Below are 17,142 nucleotides of genomic sequence, written 5' to 3' on the forward strand. Positions count from 1 at the left end.
CTTACTCCCGATTCCCGATTCCCTGTTCCCTGTTCTCTGTTCCCTTTGCTATATATAATTCATCCTTCATCCTTAACACGTTATTAATTGTTGCTAAAATCTCTTCATCTAAATACGGTTTAGTTAAATAAGCCATAGCCCCAAGTTCGGTAGCAAGTTGTTTGTATTTTTTTTGACTACGGGAGGTGAGCATAATAATAGGAATATCAGCTAAAGCTGGCTCTTGATGACTAAGACTCAAAAGCTCAAGACCGTTTAACCGTGGCATTTCTAAATCACAGATGATCAGATCAACCCCATGACTTTTGCGCAATAGTTCTATCGCCTCTAAACCATCTTTAGCTTGCACTACCTGGTTACCATTCCGTTCGAGAATTAGGCTTAAATTTTGTCGCTCAGTAATGGAATCATCGACCACTAAAAAGGTTTTAGAAAGGTTACCATGAAGGTTAGCTGGTTGTTCGCGTAGCGTGGCCTTTTGGCCAAGGTTGGTAGGTTGAAGGTTAGCAGGTTGTTCGCGTAGCGTGGCCTTTTGGCCAAGGTTGGCTGGTTGAAGGTTGGCAGGTTGTTCGCGTAGCGTGGCCTTTTGGCCAAGGTTAGTGTTGGTTGAAGGTTGAAGGTTGGCAGGTTGTTCGCGTAGCGTGGCCTTTTGGCCAAGGTTAGTGTTGGTTGAAGGTTGAAGGTTGGCAGGTTGTTCGCGTAGCGTGGCCTTTTGGCCAAGGTTAGTGTTGGTTGAAGGTTGAAGGTTGGCAGGTTGTCTATGATCAGGTTGAAGGTTGGCAGGTTGAAGGTTATTGTTGGTTGCAGGTTGTCCATGATCAGGTTGTCTATGATCAGCTTTAAGCTTGTCTGGAGAACTTTCAACATTCAACCTGTTAACCTTCAACTCTGGAAAACCTTGGCCAATAGGCCACGGTTCGCGAACAACATTCAACCTGTTAACTTTCAACTCCGGAGAACTTTCAACCTTCGACAAGGATGGCTGAGATTGAGGGAGCTGCTGTACATAGTTAAGTAACCCTGTACCGTCAATTACGAGAGTCAAACGACCATCGGCCAAAATACTGCAACCATAAACATAGGGAGGATATGCGATCGCATTAGGCAGCTGCTTGATCACCAGTTCTTGCTCTTCGAGTACTTGTTCCACTTCCAGCCCCACCCATCCTTCAGCGGTACCCATCAATAGGACAGGATTCATCTCTTGGGGTTTAGTGAGCAAGGGATTCCAACCGGGTAGTGTCGATACCTGTTGGGATGAGTCTTCCAGTAAGGATGAAAGTTGGTAAATGGGGGTGCTATACTCATTCCCCCTGTGATGCCAATTCAGGATTTTTTGATCACTTACCATCTGGATTTGCTCAGATGCTGGCAACACTATCTGTTCAACGTCATTAGCCACAAACCCATAGACCCCCTCATTAGCTTGAACCACTAGCACCCTGGCATTTCTGAGGGCTTCTTGGATCTGCAAAGAAAAGGTCGTACCAAGACCCGGCTGGGAGCGAACCTTTACCCTACCGTTAATTCGTTGCAGTTGGGAGCGCACCACATCTAGGCCAATACCTCGTCCAGAAAGCTCGTTGATTTGAGAAACAGTGGAAAATCCTGGCTGACACAGTAAGTCTAATAGCTGATTTGGCTCTGGTGATTGGCCGAGGGCTTCCAATTGCTCAATACTGAGCAGGTTTGTTTCCACGGCACGATTATAAATCTTTTCTAAGTCCAGTCCCTGACCATCATCTGTAACTTCAATGATGGTGCGATTTCCTTGATAGAAAGCACGAATTTCAATCTTACCGATAGCAGGTTTACCCTTTTGTTGACGAACCTCGGAAGATTCAATACCATGGTCGAAACCATTGCGGACTAGATGCAGTAAAGCATCATAGAGATGATCAGCAATGGTTTTATCAACTAGGACATTAGTAACACTGAGGGTTAATTCCGCTGACTTGTGATGGACATTAGACAACTGCTGCACCATGGAAGGAAAGGACTTAAGCAGATGTTCCAGAGGTATAGTCCGAACAGATTGAAGAGTATCCCTCAGCTGAGTTGATAGACGCTGTTCTCGTTCCACACTAGCAGCAGCGGTAGTAGCTAATAGGCTCAGGTCTTCTGTAGCTTGAGTCAATTGCAGGGTTTCTTCCCATGCCGAATCCCACAGCTTAGAAATTTGCTGATTACAGGAATCCTTCTTGAGCTGAGTGCGCAGTTGAGTAAGGGTGCGGCAATGTTGCTTGAGCCAATTGGAAAGTTTTTCAACTACCTCTTGACAGTTTTCATCCTGCCATCCTAACTGGTTTTGGTTAATCAGTAGTTCCCCAACTAGGTGAGATAGGTGTTTAAGACTGTCTAAATCAACACGCACTGTGGCTGATGTCTTGATCGAGCCCTCTGCTAATGAAGGCACATCAGCCTCTGCAGACTCCCGATCGGGAAGAGACATTGATATTTGCTTGACTTCTTTTCCTGATTCAGGGTTAACCGCTAACTCCGACTCTTGCTGAGGGTCAGTCTGAGGTTGGTTAAGATTGTCTGTTGCTACGGTTTCTGAAGATTCATCCAGAAATATAGTATCTGGAAATATACTATCTGCAGGTATACTATCTGACTCAAGAGATTCTTCTTCAGGAAACACTTGATTAGCTTGCTCTTGTGCAAGAGAAATATTACCAAAAGTTTCCTCAAGTAATTCATCAATATTTGTTGAAGGTTGAAAGTTATTGTTGGTTGAAGGTTGAAGGTTATTGTTGGTTGAAGGTTCAAGGTTAGTTTGGGTTGAAGGTTCAAGGTTAGTTTGGGTTGAAGGTTCAAGGTTAGCAGGTTGAAGGTTAGCAGGTTGAAGGTTAGTTTGGGTTGTTCGCGTAGCGTGGCCTTTTGGCCAAGGTTCAAGGTTTTCCAGACAACCTTCAACGTTCCAACCTTCAACATTCAACGATTGTGAACCTTCAACATTCAACGATTGTGAACCTTCAACCTTCAACGATTGTGAACCTTCAACCTTCAACGATTGTGAACCTTCAACCTTCAACGATTGTGAACCTTCAACCTGTAACTCTTCTTGTGATCCAGCTAATTGTTGAAGGGCGAGGCTGGGGTTTCCTCCACGAGTGCGATCGCCTGCTAAGACAGCGGTATGAGCTTCCTGGAAATTCGTTAAGGCAATCTTGGCAATTTCCATCACCTGTTCAGGCTGAACATCAAGGGCTTTGAGGGTGTTTTCGGCAATTGCTTTAAACCCTGGTAAGTTCAAGGATTCCCCTAACCCTACAAATATTTCAGCTTGTTCTCGCAAGGTCTCAGCAATCTCTATCAGCGTAGCCTTGTCATAATCAGGGGTTGTTCGCGTAGCGTGGCCAATAGGCCAAGGTTGAAGGTTAGCAGGTTGAAGGTTAGTGTTGGTTGAAGGTTCAAGGTTAGTGTTGGTTGAAGGTTCAAGGTTAGTGTTGGTTGAAGGTTCAAGGTTAGTGTTGGTTGAAGGTTCAAGGTTAGTGTTGGTTGAAGGTTCAAGGTTAGTGTTGGTTGAAGGTTGAAGGTTGTCTGGAAAACTTTCAACCTTCAACCTGTCAACCTGTAACCCTTGAGAACTTTCAACATCCAACCTGCCAACCTGTAACCCTTCAGAACTTTCAACATCCAACCTGCCAACCTGTAACCCTTCAGAACCTTGGCCAATAGGCCACGCTTCGCGAACAACATCCAACCTGCCAACCTGTAACCTACCAACTTTCAACAAAGAAGCTAGGTGATCGATTCGTTGCTTGACTCCTACTTCAAAGATAGATTGGACAATATCAAACCCAAGTTCTGCTGATGTGGGTAGAGAGGCTTGATAGTCAAAACAATCTCCTAATTTAGCTTGCAGTTTAGCAAACACCCCTGCAGCTCGGTTGATAATCTCAGTATTCTTGCTCAACTCCCCAGTCATTTCAGCAGTCAGTGCCATCCTGAGGCACTGATATCCCTCAAACAGTAGTGTTTCTAGTTCTGTATCAATGGTTGCCTCAGGGGCTAACATTGCCCGGAAGACATCTTCGAGATAATGTGCTACACTTTTTATGGTTTCTTGCCGGACATTAGCAGCTGCGCCTTTCAGGGTATGAGTGGCTCGCATTAAGTCATAAAGTTGGTTTTTTGGCTTGTCCGGTGTTAAAGCCAGCAAGTGTTGTTCAATAACTTGCAGCAAGTCCTGGGCTTCCCCAAGAAAGTATTGATAGGTTTCTGGATCAATAGTTGACATTTTTTTAGGGAGTAGGGAGTAGGGAGTCGGGAGTCGGGAGTCGGGAATCGGGAGTCGGGAGTCGGGAGAAGAAACTTGACTTTACCTGATCAGTATAATCAACGCTATATAAATAAAGCGAATAATAACCCCTAAAACCAATCTCAAAGCGCCAGTTGCTCCCCAACCTCCCCGCGCCCACGCCCCGCGCCCCCGCCCCACACTCCCCACCCATAGCGCTATAACTAGTTAACAGTAAACTGCTCAACAGCTGCCTGTAGCTTTTCGATGGTGGTGAGGGATTCCTTGAAGGACTCCCAAAGCTGGGCAGAGTCTTCAGAGGTATTGGTGGATATGGCCGCAACTTCTTTCATGGTTTGGGTAACCGATTGTGATTGTTCGAGTTGGGCTAGGGTTACCTGGGTAATCCCTGCAACTAACTGGCTAATCTCAGCAGTAGCTGATGCGATCGCATTTAGATTGCCCTTGCTTTCTTCTACCAATTCTGTGCCAGTATTAACCTGAGCGATCGCGACTTCGGTCACTTTAATCACCTCTCTAGTCTGAGTGCGGATTTCAGCAACTAAATTAGAAATTTCCGTAGTTGCCTTGGCCGACTGTCGAGCTAAGGAGCGCACCTCATCAGCTACCACCGCAAAACCTTTACCATACTCCCCAGCTCGGGTGGCTTCGATAGCAGCATTAAGGGAGAGTAGCTGGGTTTGGGTAGCAAAATCACTAATCAAATTCAATACCCGGTCAACATTTTGGGAGTATTGACTTAACTGTCTAATTTGATGGCTGGCTTCCTCCACACTGTCCCGAATTCCTAGAATTCCCTCCACCGTGCGGTTCATAGCTGTCTCCCCCGATGCTACTTTTTGGTTTGCCTCTTGCACAGCTCGGTCGATGGATTGGGCGCTAGTGGTTACAGCTTGGGTAGAGTTAACCATGTTCTGGATTTGATCCATGGCTTGGGTCAACTCCTGACACTGATGCTGGGCTTCTTCAGAAAGTTTAGTAATTGCTGCTTCACTCTCTGTAGCAGTTTCAGCGACTTTCACAGAAGCTGAGAGTACCTCGATCACAATTTGCCGTAAACTGTGAATGGTGTTGTTGTAAGCATCTGCAATAGTCCCAAGTTCATCATTGGTAATCGGAGCTCTAACGGTCAAGTCACCGTCTAGAGCAGGTCGAACAGCTGTGAGCAAATCAATAGCACGCTGTTGGAATAATTCCCTAGCCTCCTTTTCCTGTGATGCTAATTCTGCTAGTTTTTGGGATTGCGATCGCAATTGTTCCAAATACTCAGCTCGCTGCAACGGTACACTCATCTGAGCGGCAATCTGAAGCATCCAATTAATCTCTTCCGTTTGCCAATCCCTAGCTTCAGAATTTTGATAAGCAGCCAGTAAACCCCACAGTGTATCCCCTTGGAAAATCGGCACAATAGTATAGGCTCTGGCCTGATATCGCTCTAGCTGCTCGATATAACAACTTGAAAAATCCCCTTCGTAGATATCACTAACCACCCAGAAGGGTTTCTCTTCCCTAGAGAGATTGCCTTGGATGCTTTGTAGATAGCTATCTCGGATGGTTGGAGCTTCCTGGCTAAACTGCTCAGGGGTATTTCCAGCCACCGTTTTCACGATACATTCACTAATATTTTTGTTGATGAGGGGATTATTAGTCTGTTCCTGGATTAGGGATGTCCAGCCACTAGCCACAGACTCAGCCACAAAGGAGCCACTCCAATCGGAATTGAAGCGATATATTGTAACACGGTCAACCCCTAAGAGTTTACGAACTTCGTTGGTAGTCACATTAAAAATAGTGCGCAAGTCTTGGGATTGTTGAATTTTATCCGTGACCTTAGTCAGTACTCGTTCCCGTTCTGCTGCTTGATGTAATTCCTCAGACTTTAACCGCTGTGCCTCCAGTAGCTCAGCGTGTTGCAATGCTACTTCTAACTCAGCTGCAATCTCCAGCATCCAGCTAACCTCTGACTCCTGCCATTGCCTGAGATCAGAGTTTTGATAGGTAGCCAATAATCCCCAGAGTTTTTCATTCTGGTAAATAGCTACAATCACATAAGCTTTGGCCTGATAACTTTCTAGCACTTGAAGATAACAAGGGGTGAAATCCTGATTGTAGATATCCTCCACCACCCGGTAGGTTTCCCCCCTACTATAGGCACCCCCCTGGGTTTCTTGAAGATAAGTATCGACCTGGTTAATCGGTTGAGTAGCCAATTGTTGGATGCTGCATTCGCTGATATCAGCCCTGAGGGTGGGGTTATTAGTCTGGCTCTGTAGCAGAGAAATCCAGCCTCCAGCCACAGACTCTGCTACAAATTCACCACTCCAATCGGGATTAAAGCGATAGATAACGGCTCGGTCAGTGTTGAGTAGCTGTCGCACTTCTTGAGTGGTGGTCTGGAAAATAGTCTTGATATCCAGAGAACGGCGGATTTTGTTAATCACTTTCGCCACAGTTGCCTCCCGCGCCTGCTGCTGTTGCAACTGAGTCCGTAACTCGTGGTTAGCTAGGTGAAGGGATAGTTCTGTGGCAATAGTCTGAAAGGAATTAATCTGTTGTGGAGTCCAGGATGGAACCGACCTGTCTTGGTTTGTCTGTACCAGGCATCGCTGCAGAACCAACAAACCCCAAGCTTTTCCCGATACGGGCAAGCATAAGCTTAGACTGGATTGAACTTGAAATTTATCCAGCAGCTGGAGTTGGTAGGGAGTGACGGAATCATTGCTGACCTGATCGATAATTACCCTTGACTGCTGCAAATACTCTGTGGACAAGTCAGCCCCAAAAGCAGTAGCATCTAGGGTTTCCCCGACCGCAGGAGTCCACCCCCGTTCTACTGCTTCTGCCAAAACTATTCCGGTGCGAGAAGAATTGAAGCGATAAATTAACACCCGCTCGGCAAGGGAAAGATGTTGAACCCCATTGACTGTATTGTTCAGTAAGGTTTCCAAGTCCCCAGCTTCACTCATTAATCTGCTCAGCTCTAACAATTTTTCATGCTGGGCTTGGAACTGTTGTTGGAGTGCGTCTTCGTAGCTAAGCTTCAATTGCTGAATTTCCAGATTCACCCCTACCGTAAACTGCTCAACCTCCTGACCAAAGGATTCAAATTGCTCCAAATTTTTTTTCAGGTCTGATTTATCTACCCTTCGGCGTTGCTCTAGATCAGTTTTTAGCCTGTCTAGGTTAACCTTAAATCCCTCTAGGTTGGGGCGAGCAGAGTTAAAGAATTGCGGAGTATCCTCCTTGAGGAGATTGTGATTTTCTAATAGCAGTTCTGAATCATTATCATCCCATTGTGATTCTGACATCTGTCTAGAGTCGTAAATTTTAATTATACTTCATACTTTATATCAAGTGCTGCTTGAACAATTCGTTGGGCATCTAAGATAATACTACTGGCTTCAGGAAGATAGGCTTTGACAAATTGTCCAAATCTGAGGGGCAATAATCGATCGGGGGGTTGTAAGTTTTGCCAATGGTGCTGTTCTATTTCTTCCACTTGTGAAACCACCAGTCCCAGCAGTTTGCTGTTTACTTGAAGTACGATTACCATGATTTTTGTCCTCGGCATGTCCTTGGGTTGCCAAACACCAGGAAATCCTAGCAGAGAGTTTAGATCTAACAACCACAGCATTTCACCACGCCAGTTGTAAATCCCAATCACACTATCGGCAGTATGGGGGATTGGCAAAATTTCAGCAACCGAGACATTCAGAATTGCTTGGATGTAGTTTACCTGTAACAACGCCCCATTACCAGACCCTACTTGGAAGCGCAAAAATTTCTCCTGGGGGGGAAGTTGGGCATCAACACTGACCTTAACGGAGGTAGGGAGAGGTAATTGAGCTTGATTACCCTGGAAATTATGTTCATTTTTCTGCCAGGAGACAGAATAATCGACTTGATTAGTTCTTACCGTTGAGCCTGACTCTAGCCAAGTAGATAAGTCAAGCACCACCGGAATGCTTTCTAGTGTAATTTGTTTACGCCATGCTGGTTGTTTCTCGGTTAGGCTACGGCCCAAAATTTTGACGGTATCAATTGAGTTTGGTTTTAACTTGCTGATTGTGTGGTAGATAAATCTTACCACGGCTCCTGGTTTAGGAGCGGGGTCTGCTTCGAGTAAAACCAATAAACAGCTATCGTGAAGTTTAACTTTAGCTATAATACCTTCGTGCTGAAGTTTGTGATTCAGCATGGCGGCGATGACGTTTGGGTTTCCCTGTTTAGCTAATTGTAAAATTTTGCTTATCTTGGAAATCTGCTCTTTGCTCATCACAACAAGTTACTATCCAAATGATCAAACATTTATGATAAATAAATTCCAAGGTATTTAATAGCTTTATTTGTAATAATTTTTAATTTTGGTTAGAGTGACTGCTCACGTTTTTATAATTGCGTGAATTTATGGACCAATGAAAACCAGGGTTGAATCTACCTCTAATAGCTTGAGTGCTAAGCTAGTACGCTACGGTCAGGAAAAATTTACTGGCCGGCTGGATCTGAAGGTGTCAACTGCTCAGCAATGGAGCTTCTACTTGAGTTATGGCCGTTTGGTATGGGCATCTGGCAGTGTTCATCCCACTAGGCGTTGGCGTCGGCAGATAATCTATCATTGTCCTGAGATTAATCCTAATCGGATTGCCCTCAAAAAGATAGAGCCAGGGTCCTGTTGGGACTACCAGTTGATGGTGCTGTTAGCACGGAAGCGAATGATCAACCCCCAACAGACTGTAGTTGTAATTCAAGGCATTGTGGCAGAAATATTATTTGATATCCTCCAGAGCCTAACCTTAGTTTCTCGGGAGCAAACCCTAATTCAACCCAGTAATGGTTCTGTGTCGTCAAACACCATGGAAACTAGGGTCAACAAGCCTGACAATTTCTTGCTCAATGCCCAGTTAGGAGTACGTCCCTCTATGCAGGGGATTTTGCCACAAACCTGGATGTTAGAGGTAGAAGCAACTATCAAGCAAGCTCAACAGGTCTGGCAGCAGTGGTCAGAAATGGGTTTGGAGGATATTTCTCCTGACTTAGCACCGGTGCTGTTGCAAAAGTCGGCTTTGGAACAGCAAACCTCAGTGGCGACCTACAAAAATCTGGTAAACCTAATCAACGGTAAGCGCACCCTGCGAGATATAGCAGCTCTGCTCAAACGAGATGTGTTACTGCTGACGCGATCGCTAAACCCTTATATTAAGAAACAACTGATTGAACTAGTAGAATTGCCTGACTTGATCGCTCCCAACTTTGTAGATCTCCCCGGCAAGGCAGGCACTAGTACCCAAAAATCCCAAACCCAAAAAGCCACAACCCAAAAATCCCATAAGAAGTCTGATCAGGCATTAATAGTCTGTATTGATGATCACCCCCAAACCTGTAAAATTATGAAGGACGTGATTCAATCAGCAGGTTATCGATTTCTAGGAATCCAAGACTCTATCAAAGCTCTACCGTTGTTACTCAAACATAAGCCAGATTTAATATTCTTGGATTTGGTGATGCCGATTGTTAATGGCTACGAAATGTGCGCCCAGATCCGCCGGGTGTCAATGTTTGCCAATACACCAGTGATTATTCTGACGGCTAAAGATGGTATTGTAGACCGGGTGAGAGCCAGAATCGTTGGGGCTACTGATTTCCTGAGCAAACCAATCGACCATCAAAAAGTAGTGGCAACGGTGCGCAAGTATCATAAAACGTCGCCCACCAAGACCAATCCAGTTTAAAAAGGCGAGACTCTGGACGTGAAGCAAGAGTCTAGAGGTGGGGGAAATCAAGGATTTTACAATGGTTTTCGGTTAACAGTCAACGGTTAACCGTCCACAAACAATAACTATTGAATAAGATCCTCTAGGGTACACAGCAGTTCTTCTGGATTCACTGGTTTAGCTAAGTAGGCATCAGCCCCCAGCATCTTTCCCCAAATTTTGTCCACCTCAGTACCTTTGGTGGAGCAAATCACCACAGGAATCTCGCTAGTGTGAGGATTCACTTTCAGGGCTCTACAAAACTCAAAACCACTTTGACCAGGCAAAATTACATCTAAAACCACTAAATCCGGCGTATGATGAGATAATTTTTCCCGAGCCTCCTCAACGCTAGCCACGCCAGTAACCCCCAAACCCGCTTGTTGCAAACAGCGAGTTAGGTACTGTCTTTCTGTTACGCTATCTTCTACCACCAAAACAGTTTTCATATCTTATAGAATAGCACCTTATACAGAAAGTTTCTTAATGGCAAGGGTAGAATTACTGAATCAGATCAGGGTTTACCTGGCGCTATAGTTAGTGAAATCAGGGTCAACTCAGCTGATCTAACAAAGGGCATTAGATCATATCCCTGGTGACCAGAGCAGGGGAGCTTCGGAGCTTCGGAGCTTCGGAGCTTCAAAGGTAAGCTATCAGCGTGTCGCGTATCAGCCTATGCGCTACGTCCCAGCCTTGAAGCCTGTGCCACGCTACAGATGGTGCTATCAGCTCAAGGCTGACGGCTGACGGCTGACGGCACCTCAAGCAGCACCATCTGTAGCGCATATGCTTACCAGGGTAGCTTCGGAGCTTCGGAGTAGGAAATAAGGAATCGGGAACACAGGAGTAAATTAAGAGATTTTTAAAGGTCAGCAATCAATAATTTTAAAGACTTAAAAAACTATTTATCTAAAATGTATAGATATAGCAAAAAAGTCTTTTATTAAATCTTTTTTTGCTATGTTATTACAACTAATAAGATAGTTGGAAATAATAACTCCTGAAACGATAAGCTGCAATGGGAGGAGAAGCTGTTGAATATTGCAATTGTATATTATCGATATAAATAAAAACAATGTAAAAATTGATTATATTAACCTTTTTTTATTTTACTTTTTTCAAAGTAAAATAAAATGCTTTTTAGATTAGTAGCTTATGTTCAAATCAGGTAATTATAATTACAAAACTATAATCTGTGAAGCGTGACTATTAAATATTAATAGAAACTTCACACTATAAAACTCACAATATTATCACAAACTTAGCCTAACCTTGAAAAGCCTGATTCAAGAAGCCTTCTTGGGCTTTTTACAGAGCAGTAACACACAGGAGAGTTTTTTTAGTCAACCCGCTCGGGTTCCAAAAATCGGATTCATAAAATGATCAGCTAGGGCTGATAAGTACATAGAAAGTTAAAAACAGTACTAGTCATGATAGTGAAGCACCATTACCCACTTGCCCACTGGTCAATGAGCCAAAGCCAGCCTCTGATTGATCTAGGCTTGCTAGAACAACTGCGGGTCAGCAATTGAGAGGATTAACAATGGTGGTTTATGTATCAGGGCGCATCCAGCCGATAAGCAGTCATAGCAGCTACTGGGAGTTTAATTGGTTAGTTAAAAGTCAGTTAAAATTCACCCATGTAGACTCTCGTATCCTGGTTTGCGATCGCTGCATTGGTGTTGCTCAACTATGGCAGCCAAAGGCAGGGCAGCTGGGGAAAAAGACTCCTGTGGATGAAACCCTAAGAAACCTAATTGAAGAAGTATCCCGCTACCGGGACCCAAGTCCTGAGCGGCAGAAAGCCTTGAATCGTTTCCTGATCGTTGTTCAAAATCTACCTGGCATTTACAAATCTTCCCACGTAGACTATCTAGAGGCGTTAAATCGAACCTGGGAATGGGTCATCCGCAATCTGTACCAGTTTGAGCCAAGTTCAACCTCCGTTGAAAAAAGCTTAGTAACCTGGATCAACGGATATTTACGCTGGCGCATCCGAGATTTATATATTTCAGATAGTAACTATCCAAAGATTAGCACTAATCAACCGATCGGTAACAGTGAGGAGGATTCAAGGACTCTAGAAGACCGATTGCCAGACCCTAAACCTTGCTTGAGTAAACTGGATGATTACATTGAAGCAATCCAGACAGCTGAACGCCAGCGTCTAAGTCAAGGGATTCTCGCAGAAATTAAAAACGATCCAGATGGGAAACTAATCGGTTGTCATCCCCGCAACTATCCCGAATGTCATTGTCAGCTATTAGCAATCCGGTTGCTAGTACAAGAACCACCCCAGAGAATTGCTGACATTGCTAGAGAATTTAAGGCTAACCAACAAACTCTCTACTCTCACTGGAAGAAAAAATGCCTGCCGAAACTGCAAGATATTGGTAAAACGTTTGGACATCAACCATGACTATTACAGAATCAACTAACATTAAGGTTTCTCTTAGCCCATACGCTCATAGTTATGCAGCACAGTTTGCTGCTGAACAAACCACCCCTCGCAAGGGAAAACACGTCTATTTAAATACTTTAGCAGTTTATGCTATTAACAACTATCTTAAATGGCTCAATATTCCCAGTAATCTTGCTCAAAGTGATTGTTGGAATCCGGGTTTGAGAGCATTGTTTGATGTAGCTGATTTGGTTTTGCCCAACATTGGTAAATTGGAATGTCGTCCAGTGCTACCAGGTCAGTCAACCTTGAATGTGCCACTAGAAGTGACCCAAGACCGGATTGGCTATGTGGCAGTGCAGTTCAGTGAGCAATTAGACCAGGTAGAGTTATTGGGATTTGCTCCGTATCATGCGATCGCTAAATCCCTAGACCCTTTACCCCTAGAACAGCTTGAATCTCTCGATACACTAATTGACAAGATTGATTGGATTAAGAAATCGGTGAGAATAAGCCAATGGTTTGAAGAAATATTTCAGGCAGATTGGCAACCACCAGCATCACTTTTACCTCAGTATAGGTACAGGTCTAGTTTCAAAACGGTTACTGCCTTCAGAGGATCTGAGTTAGGTCTCAAGCGGCGCTCCATGCAAGAACCGAGGATAGAGGCTTTAAGGGGTAATGACAGATCAACCATGCGAGCCAAGCTAATGGACTTAGCTGGTCAAGGAGTAGTCCTGCTGCTGCAAGTGAATTTCCAACCTCCTGATACTGAAGATATCGATATTTTTATGAGGCTATATCCTGCGGGTGATTCAATGTATTTACCACCAGATTTGCAGGTTAATTTACTTGATGAATCGGGCAATTCTTGTATGAAAACTCAAGCTGGAAAAACTAACGACAAGATCCATATTGATTTCAGTTGCCAACCACAGGAACGATTTAGTGTCAGATTAAAATTGGGAGATATAAGTATCACGGAAAAATTTATAATTTAGGTAAGCTATCAGCTATCAGCGATTAGCGCTACAGATGGTGCTACAGATGGTGCTATCAGCTATCAGCGATTAGCGCTACGCGCACGCTACTTGAGGTGCTATCAGCGATTAGCGCTACAGATGGTGCTACAGATGGTGCTTTTAAATAAAACAGGTAAGCATTGGAATAATGCTGAGTTACATCTTTTGAATAAAACAGGTAAGCATTGGCTTAATCTCTGTTACATCAGCTGACTGCTGACCACTGACCGCTGACCGCTGACCGCTGAACGCGCACGCGTGCGCGTAGCGCATATGCTTACAGCTGAAGCCAAGTTCAACACAAAAAAAATGATTATAGTCAAGCTCCAACTAGTGGGAAGTGCCGAAGGTGGATTCCATACCACAGTCACTTCTATTCCTAGGGAATTTGACACCTTTGATGGCTGTCTACCTCCCCTCCCAGAAAACTTAAATAAATCATTCACCAAATGGCGGTCAGATTATCGAGAAGTGGAACAAGTACGCTCACCGATTAATCCTGACCAAACTGGGTTTCGCATCAAACCCAAAGGTGTGAGAGTTTCTTCTCCCACTAACACCACTCAGGATGTGAAATTATACTTGAATGAATGGCTCAATGCTGGCGATAGTGACTGGCAGCAAATCCGGGATAACTTAATTTCTATAGGAAGTCAATTTAAGCTTGCTGAAGAAGAAACCAGAGTACTATTGGATTCTCAAGACATTAAATTGGGCTACTTTCCTTGGCAAGAGTGGCAGTTATTTGAAGATCACTTCTCACCGGTGGAAATTGCCTTAAGGGTCAGAGGTCGCCCTAAGGATAAAATCATTCCTGCTCAAGCCTGCTCCAAAGTCAGAATTTTGCTGGTTGTGGGTAGGAGTGACAATATCAATACTAATGCTGATCTCAACCTAATCCAGGAATTAGAAGAAAAAGGAGCAGAGGTAATCTATCTGATGCAGCCTAGTATCAGGGAGTTATGTGATGCCCTTTGGGAAACAGAAGGCTACCATATCTTTATTTTTACCGGTCACAGTGGCTCAGATCAAGATGGCCAAATTGGTTGGATTGAGCTGAATGACCAAGATAGTTTAAGTATTGAGGATTTCAAAAATTCCCTAAAAGCATCCATAGATAAAGGATTACAGCTAGCTATTTTTAATTCCTGTGATGGTTTGGGGTTAGCTAACCAATTAGGGAAGTTAAACCTTCCTCGTACTATTGTGATGCGAGAACCTGTCCCCGATCCAGTAGCGATCGCTTTCTTACAGTATTTTTTCCAGGAGTTTACCAGTCAAAAATCTCTTTTTGCTTCGGTTCATACAGCACGAAAACACCTGGAACATTTTAATTTACAGTATCCAGGTGCTATGTGGTTGCCAACCCTTTGTATTAGGGAATCCGCATTAGAGCAGCCACTAACTTGGCAAAAGCTTTATAAACCACCATCTGAGGAACGATCTGAGCAACGATCTGAGCCACAATCTGAGCCACCTTCTATCTCACCTAAAAATTTACCAATTAAGTTAGTAGTAACCTTACTAGGTATAGTAGCAATTTGTCTTGGGATTGGGTTATGGTTAAAATCAAAGGAAATACTAACGACACAATCAAAGCCTTGTCCTGACCAAGCCTCAAACCATAAACAGAATGGAACCCAACCTATTCCGTGTTTTGCTTATGTTGATGTTGATAAAATTCCTTCAGGAACATGGGTTTACAGTGGTAGCACATCTTGGGTGCCGATTCGCCGTAAAGTAGATCCAAGGATAAAACAAGTTTTTCCTAAGGTTAACTTGACTTACTACCACCATCCTACCCTACCACCGGGTACAGAAACTGGAATCAAAATGTTGCTAGATGGTCAAATTTCTTTCGTGCTGTCTTCACGACCAATTAAAAAAAGTGAGTTCCAAGAGGCTGACGATAGACGATTTAAACTTAAGCAGGTTCAAGTCGCTAGTGATGCTATTGCTATTGCTGTTCATCCTGACCTAACTATTAAAGGTTTAACAACCGAGCAACTCAAGGCTATTTATACCGGGAAAATTACAAACTGGCGTCAAGTCGGTGGTCCCAATCTAAAGATTACCCCTTACTCTCGCCCTAATGAAAGTGGAACTACTGAGTTCTTTCGCAAGACTATTTTAGTAGGAGATGATTTTAGTCAAAAGGTTAGTTTTATCCCAACGACTACTCAAGCCGTGAGGAAGGTAGCTGAAACGAAAGGTGCTATTTACTATGCTTCGGCTCCTGAGATTGTTGATCAGTGTAAAGTAAAACCTCTACCTCTGAGGATATCCAAAACTGATTCTTTTATTACTCCCTATAAACCCCCACTTATCCCAACAGAAAATTGTCCTCAACAAGGACGCAATCAACTGAATAGTGAGGCATTTAAAACCAAGACATATCCGATCACCCGTCGTCTGTTTGTAATAATCAAACAAGATGGTCAAGGAGATGAGCGAGCCGGGGAAGCCTATGTCAACTTGCTATTAACAGATGAAGGACAAAAGCTGATTGAAGAAGCTGGCTATATTCCGAGACGTTAGTTCAGCAATCACAACTCTAGCATTTATCATAGCTATGAGGTACACAATTTCGGGATTTTAGGGAACAGGGAACAGGGAACAGGGAACAGGGAACAGGGAAGAGATAATAGGGAATAGGGATGCGCTGCATCAATACTGTACCTCATAAATACGATAAACGCTCTATCTCTGTTCTGTCACTTTGGGAGAACTAAAATCAAGAGGAAAACCCACCCCACGGTCGAGGTGGGGTGTGGCCTTATTTAATTAATTGGGCAAATGTTGAGTAAACTCATCTAGGGAGTTAACGGTTAATGCTGTGGCCATCAACTCTTCTAATTGTTCAAGATTTAAGGCTTGAATTCTGACGGATATCTCGACAGGAATCTCTGAAAATCGCAGTTTAAGGATGCGCTCTAAATTCCCTCGACGTTCTTGTTGGATTCCTTGTTCAATCCCTTGTTCAATCCCTTGTTCAATGCCTTGTTCAATCCCTTGTTGAATTCCTTGAGCAAGACCCTCTTGTAAAATCTCTTGATACCAGGGTGATTCTCGTAATACTGTCATATCCCACCTCATGATTTGTTGAATTAAGGGTATCTCTAGGACAAAACTAGCAAAAAAAGCTAACAACGGTTCTAGTTGATTCAAGGTTTGATCTGCTCGTAAAGCCTGCACCGCTGAGGGCAATTTTGATTCACTACCACCTCCAAATAAGATCGGGACAAATGGAAATAGGGGAGGCAAAGGTTGTTCTAATACTAATTCAGCCTCTACTTCCCAGAGATTAATTACCCGATAATCGCCCAGGGGCTTTTAATCCCATGAATTCCTGGTCGTAACAGTCAACGATTGTGACTGTGGATGGGGGCGGCAAGATGTTAATTAATACTGGATAAGCGGATAGGTTGTATTTTTCCTCAGCTAAGGCAACATAATTGCGCATTCTCTGAGGCATGTTCTGGTCATACCGTAGTTGTAATTCATTGAGAATCAGAAATTCGGAGTGTTCAGGACTCTTTGCTTTGACAATCACATCGCTTTCGCGACTAATCCATTGAAACTCAGCATCAAGTAACTGAGATGCCCGCACTTGGGGATTACCGGTTACCCATTGCACCCAAGCATTAGGAGCGAGACTGATTAGGCGTTTGCTACCAATATCTACAGGTTTTGCCATACAAT

9 protein-coding genes and 1 pseudogene are annotated in these 17,142 nt (G+C 43.8%); 4 read left to right on the forward strand and 6 right to left on the reverse strand.

What is annotated here, in order from left to right; translation table 11 throughout:
* Position 1: 1 nt before the first annotated feature.
* From BJP37_RS16900 to BJP37_RS34530, 4 genes are read right to left on the reverse strand one after another with little or no spacing between them, the layout of a single operon-like run.
* A complete protein-coding gene (locus BJP37_RS16900) occupies positions 2–4,246 on the reverse strand; it encodes a hybrid sensor histidine kinase/response regulator (protein ID WP_075900476.1) in 4,245 nt (1,414 codons plus the stop codon).
* Between the two features lie 4 nt (positions 4,247–4,250).
* Positions 4,251–4,412 (reverse strand): hypothetical protein, encoded by a 162-nt coding sequence (locus tag BJP37_RS39350; RefSeq protein ID WP_158069622.1) that lies wholly within the window; start codon positions 4,410–4,412, stop codon positions 4,251–4,253.
* Between the two features lie 58 nt (positions 4,413–4,470).
* Positions 4,471–7,575, reverse strand: coding sequence for a GAF domain-containing protein (locus BJP37_RS16905; protein WP_081431227.1), 3,105 nt, complete (start codon positions 7,573–7,575; stop codon positions 4,471–4,473).
* A 23-nt stretch (positions 7,576–7,598) separates the two neighbouring features.
* Positions 7,599–8,543 (reverse strand): chemotaxis protein CheW, encoded by a 945-nt coding sequence (locus tag BJP37_RS34530; protein ID WP_081431228.1) that lies wholly within the window; start codon positions 8,541–8,543, stop codon positions 7,599–7,601.
* Positions 8,544–8,682: 139 nt separating this feature from the next.
* Here BJP37_RS34530 and BJP37_RS16915 point away from each other — a divergent pair, with 139 nt between their 5' ends.
* Positions 8,683–9,996, forward strand: coding sequence for a response regulator (locus BJP37_RS16915; RefSeq protein WP_075900478.1), 1,314 nt, complete (start codon positions 8,683–8,685; stop codon positions 9,994–9,996).
* A 107-nt stretch (positions 9,997–10,103) separates the two neighbouring features.
* Here the strand turns inward: BJP37_RS16915 and BJP37_RS16920 are convergent, their stop codons facing one another.
* Positions 10,104–10,466, reverse strand: coding sequence for a response regulator transcription factor (locus tag BJP37_RS16920; protein ID WP_075900480.1), 363 nt, complete (start codon positions 10,464–10,466; stop codon positions 10,104–10,106).
* Between the two features lie 1,094 nt (positions 10,467–11,560).
* On the opposite strand from BJP37_RS16920, the gene BJP37_RS16925 reads away from it, so the two are divergent.
* The 3 genes from BJP37_RS16925 to BJP37_RS36700 all read left to right on the forward strand — a co-directional run bounded on the left by BJP37_RS16925 (position 11,561) and on the right by BJP37_RS36700 (position 15,978).
* Complete coding sequence (locus BJP37_RS16925) at positions 11,561–12,436, forward strand: hypothetical protein (RefSeq protein WP_081431229.1); 876 nt, start codon at positions 11,561–11,563, stop codon at positions 12,434–12,436.
* A complete protein-coding gene (locus BJP37_RS16930; protein ID WP_075900482.1) occupies positions 12,433–13,419 on the forward strand; it encodes a DUF1822 family protein in 987 nt (328 codons plus the stop codon). Before BJP37_RS16925 ends, BJP37_RS16930 begins: the two co-directional genes overlap by 4 nt.
* A 330-nt stretch (positions 13,420–13,749) precedes the next feature.
* Complete coding sequence (locus tag BJP37_RS36700) at positions 13,750–15,978, forward strand: substrate-binding domain-containing protein (RefSeq protein WP_143727648.1); 2,229 nt, start codon at positions 13,750–13,752, stop codon at positions 15,976–15,978.
* A 246-nt stretch (positions 15,979–16,224) separates the two neighbouring features.
* On the opposite strand, the pseudogene BJP37_RS45065 reads toward BJP37_RS36700, so the two are convergent.
* A pseudogene (locus BJP37_RS45065) lies at positions 16,225–17,137 on the reverse strand (Rpn family recombination-promoting nuclease/putative transposase).
* Positions 17,138–17,142 lie beyond the last annotated feature (5 nt).

The organism is Moorena bouillonii PNG (genome assembly GCF_001942495.1).
GTDB lineage: Bacteria > Cyanobacteriota > Cyanobacteriia > Cyanobacteriales > Coleofasciculaceae > Moorena > Moorena bouillonii.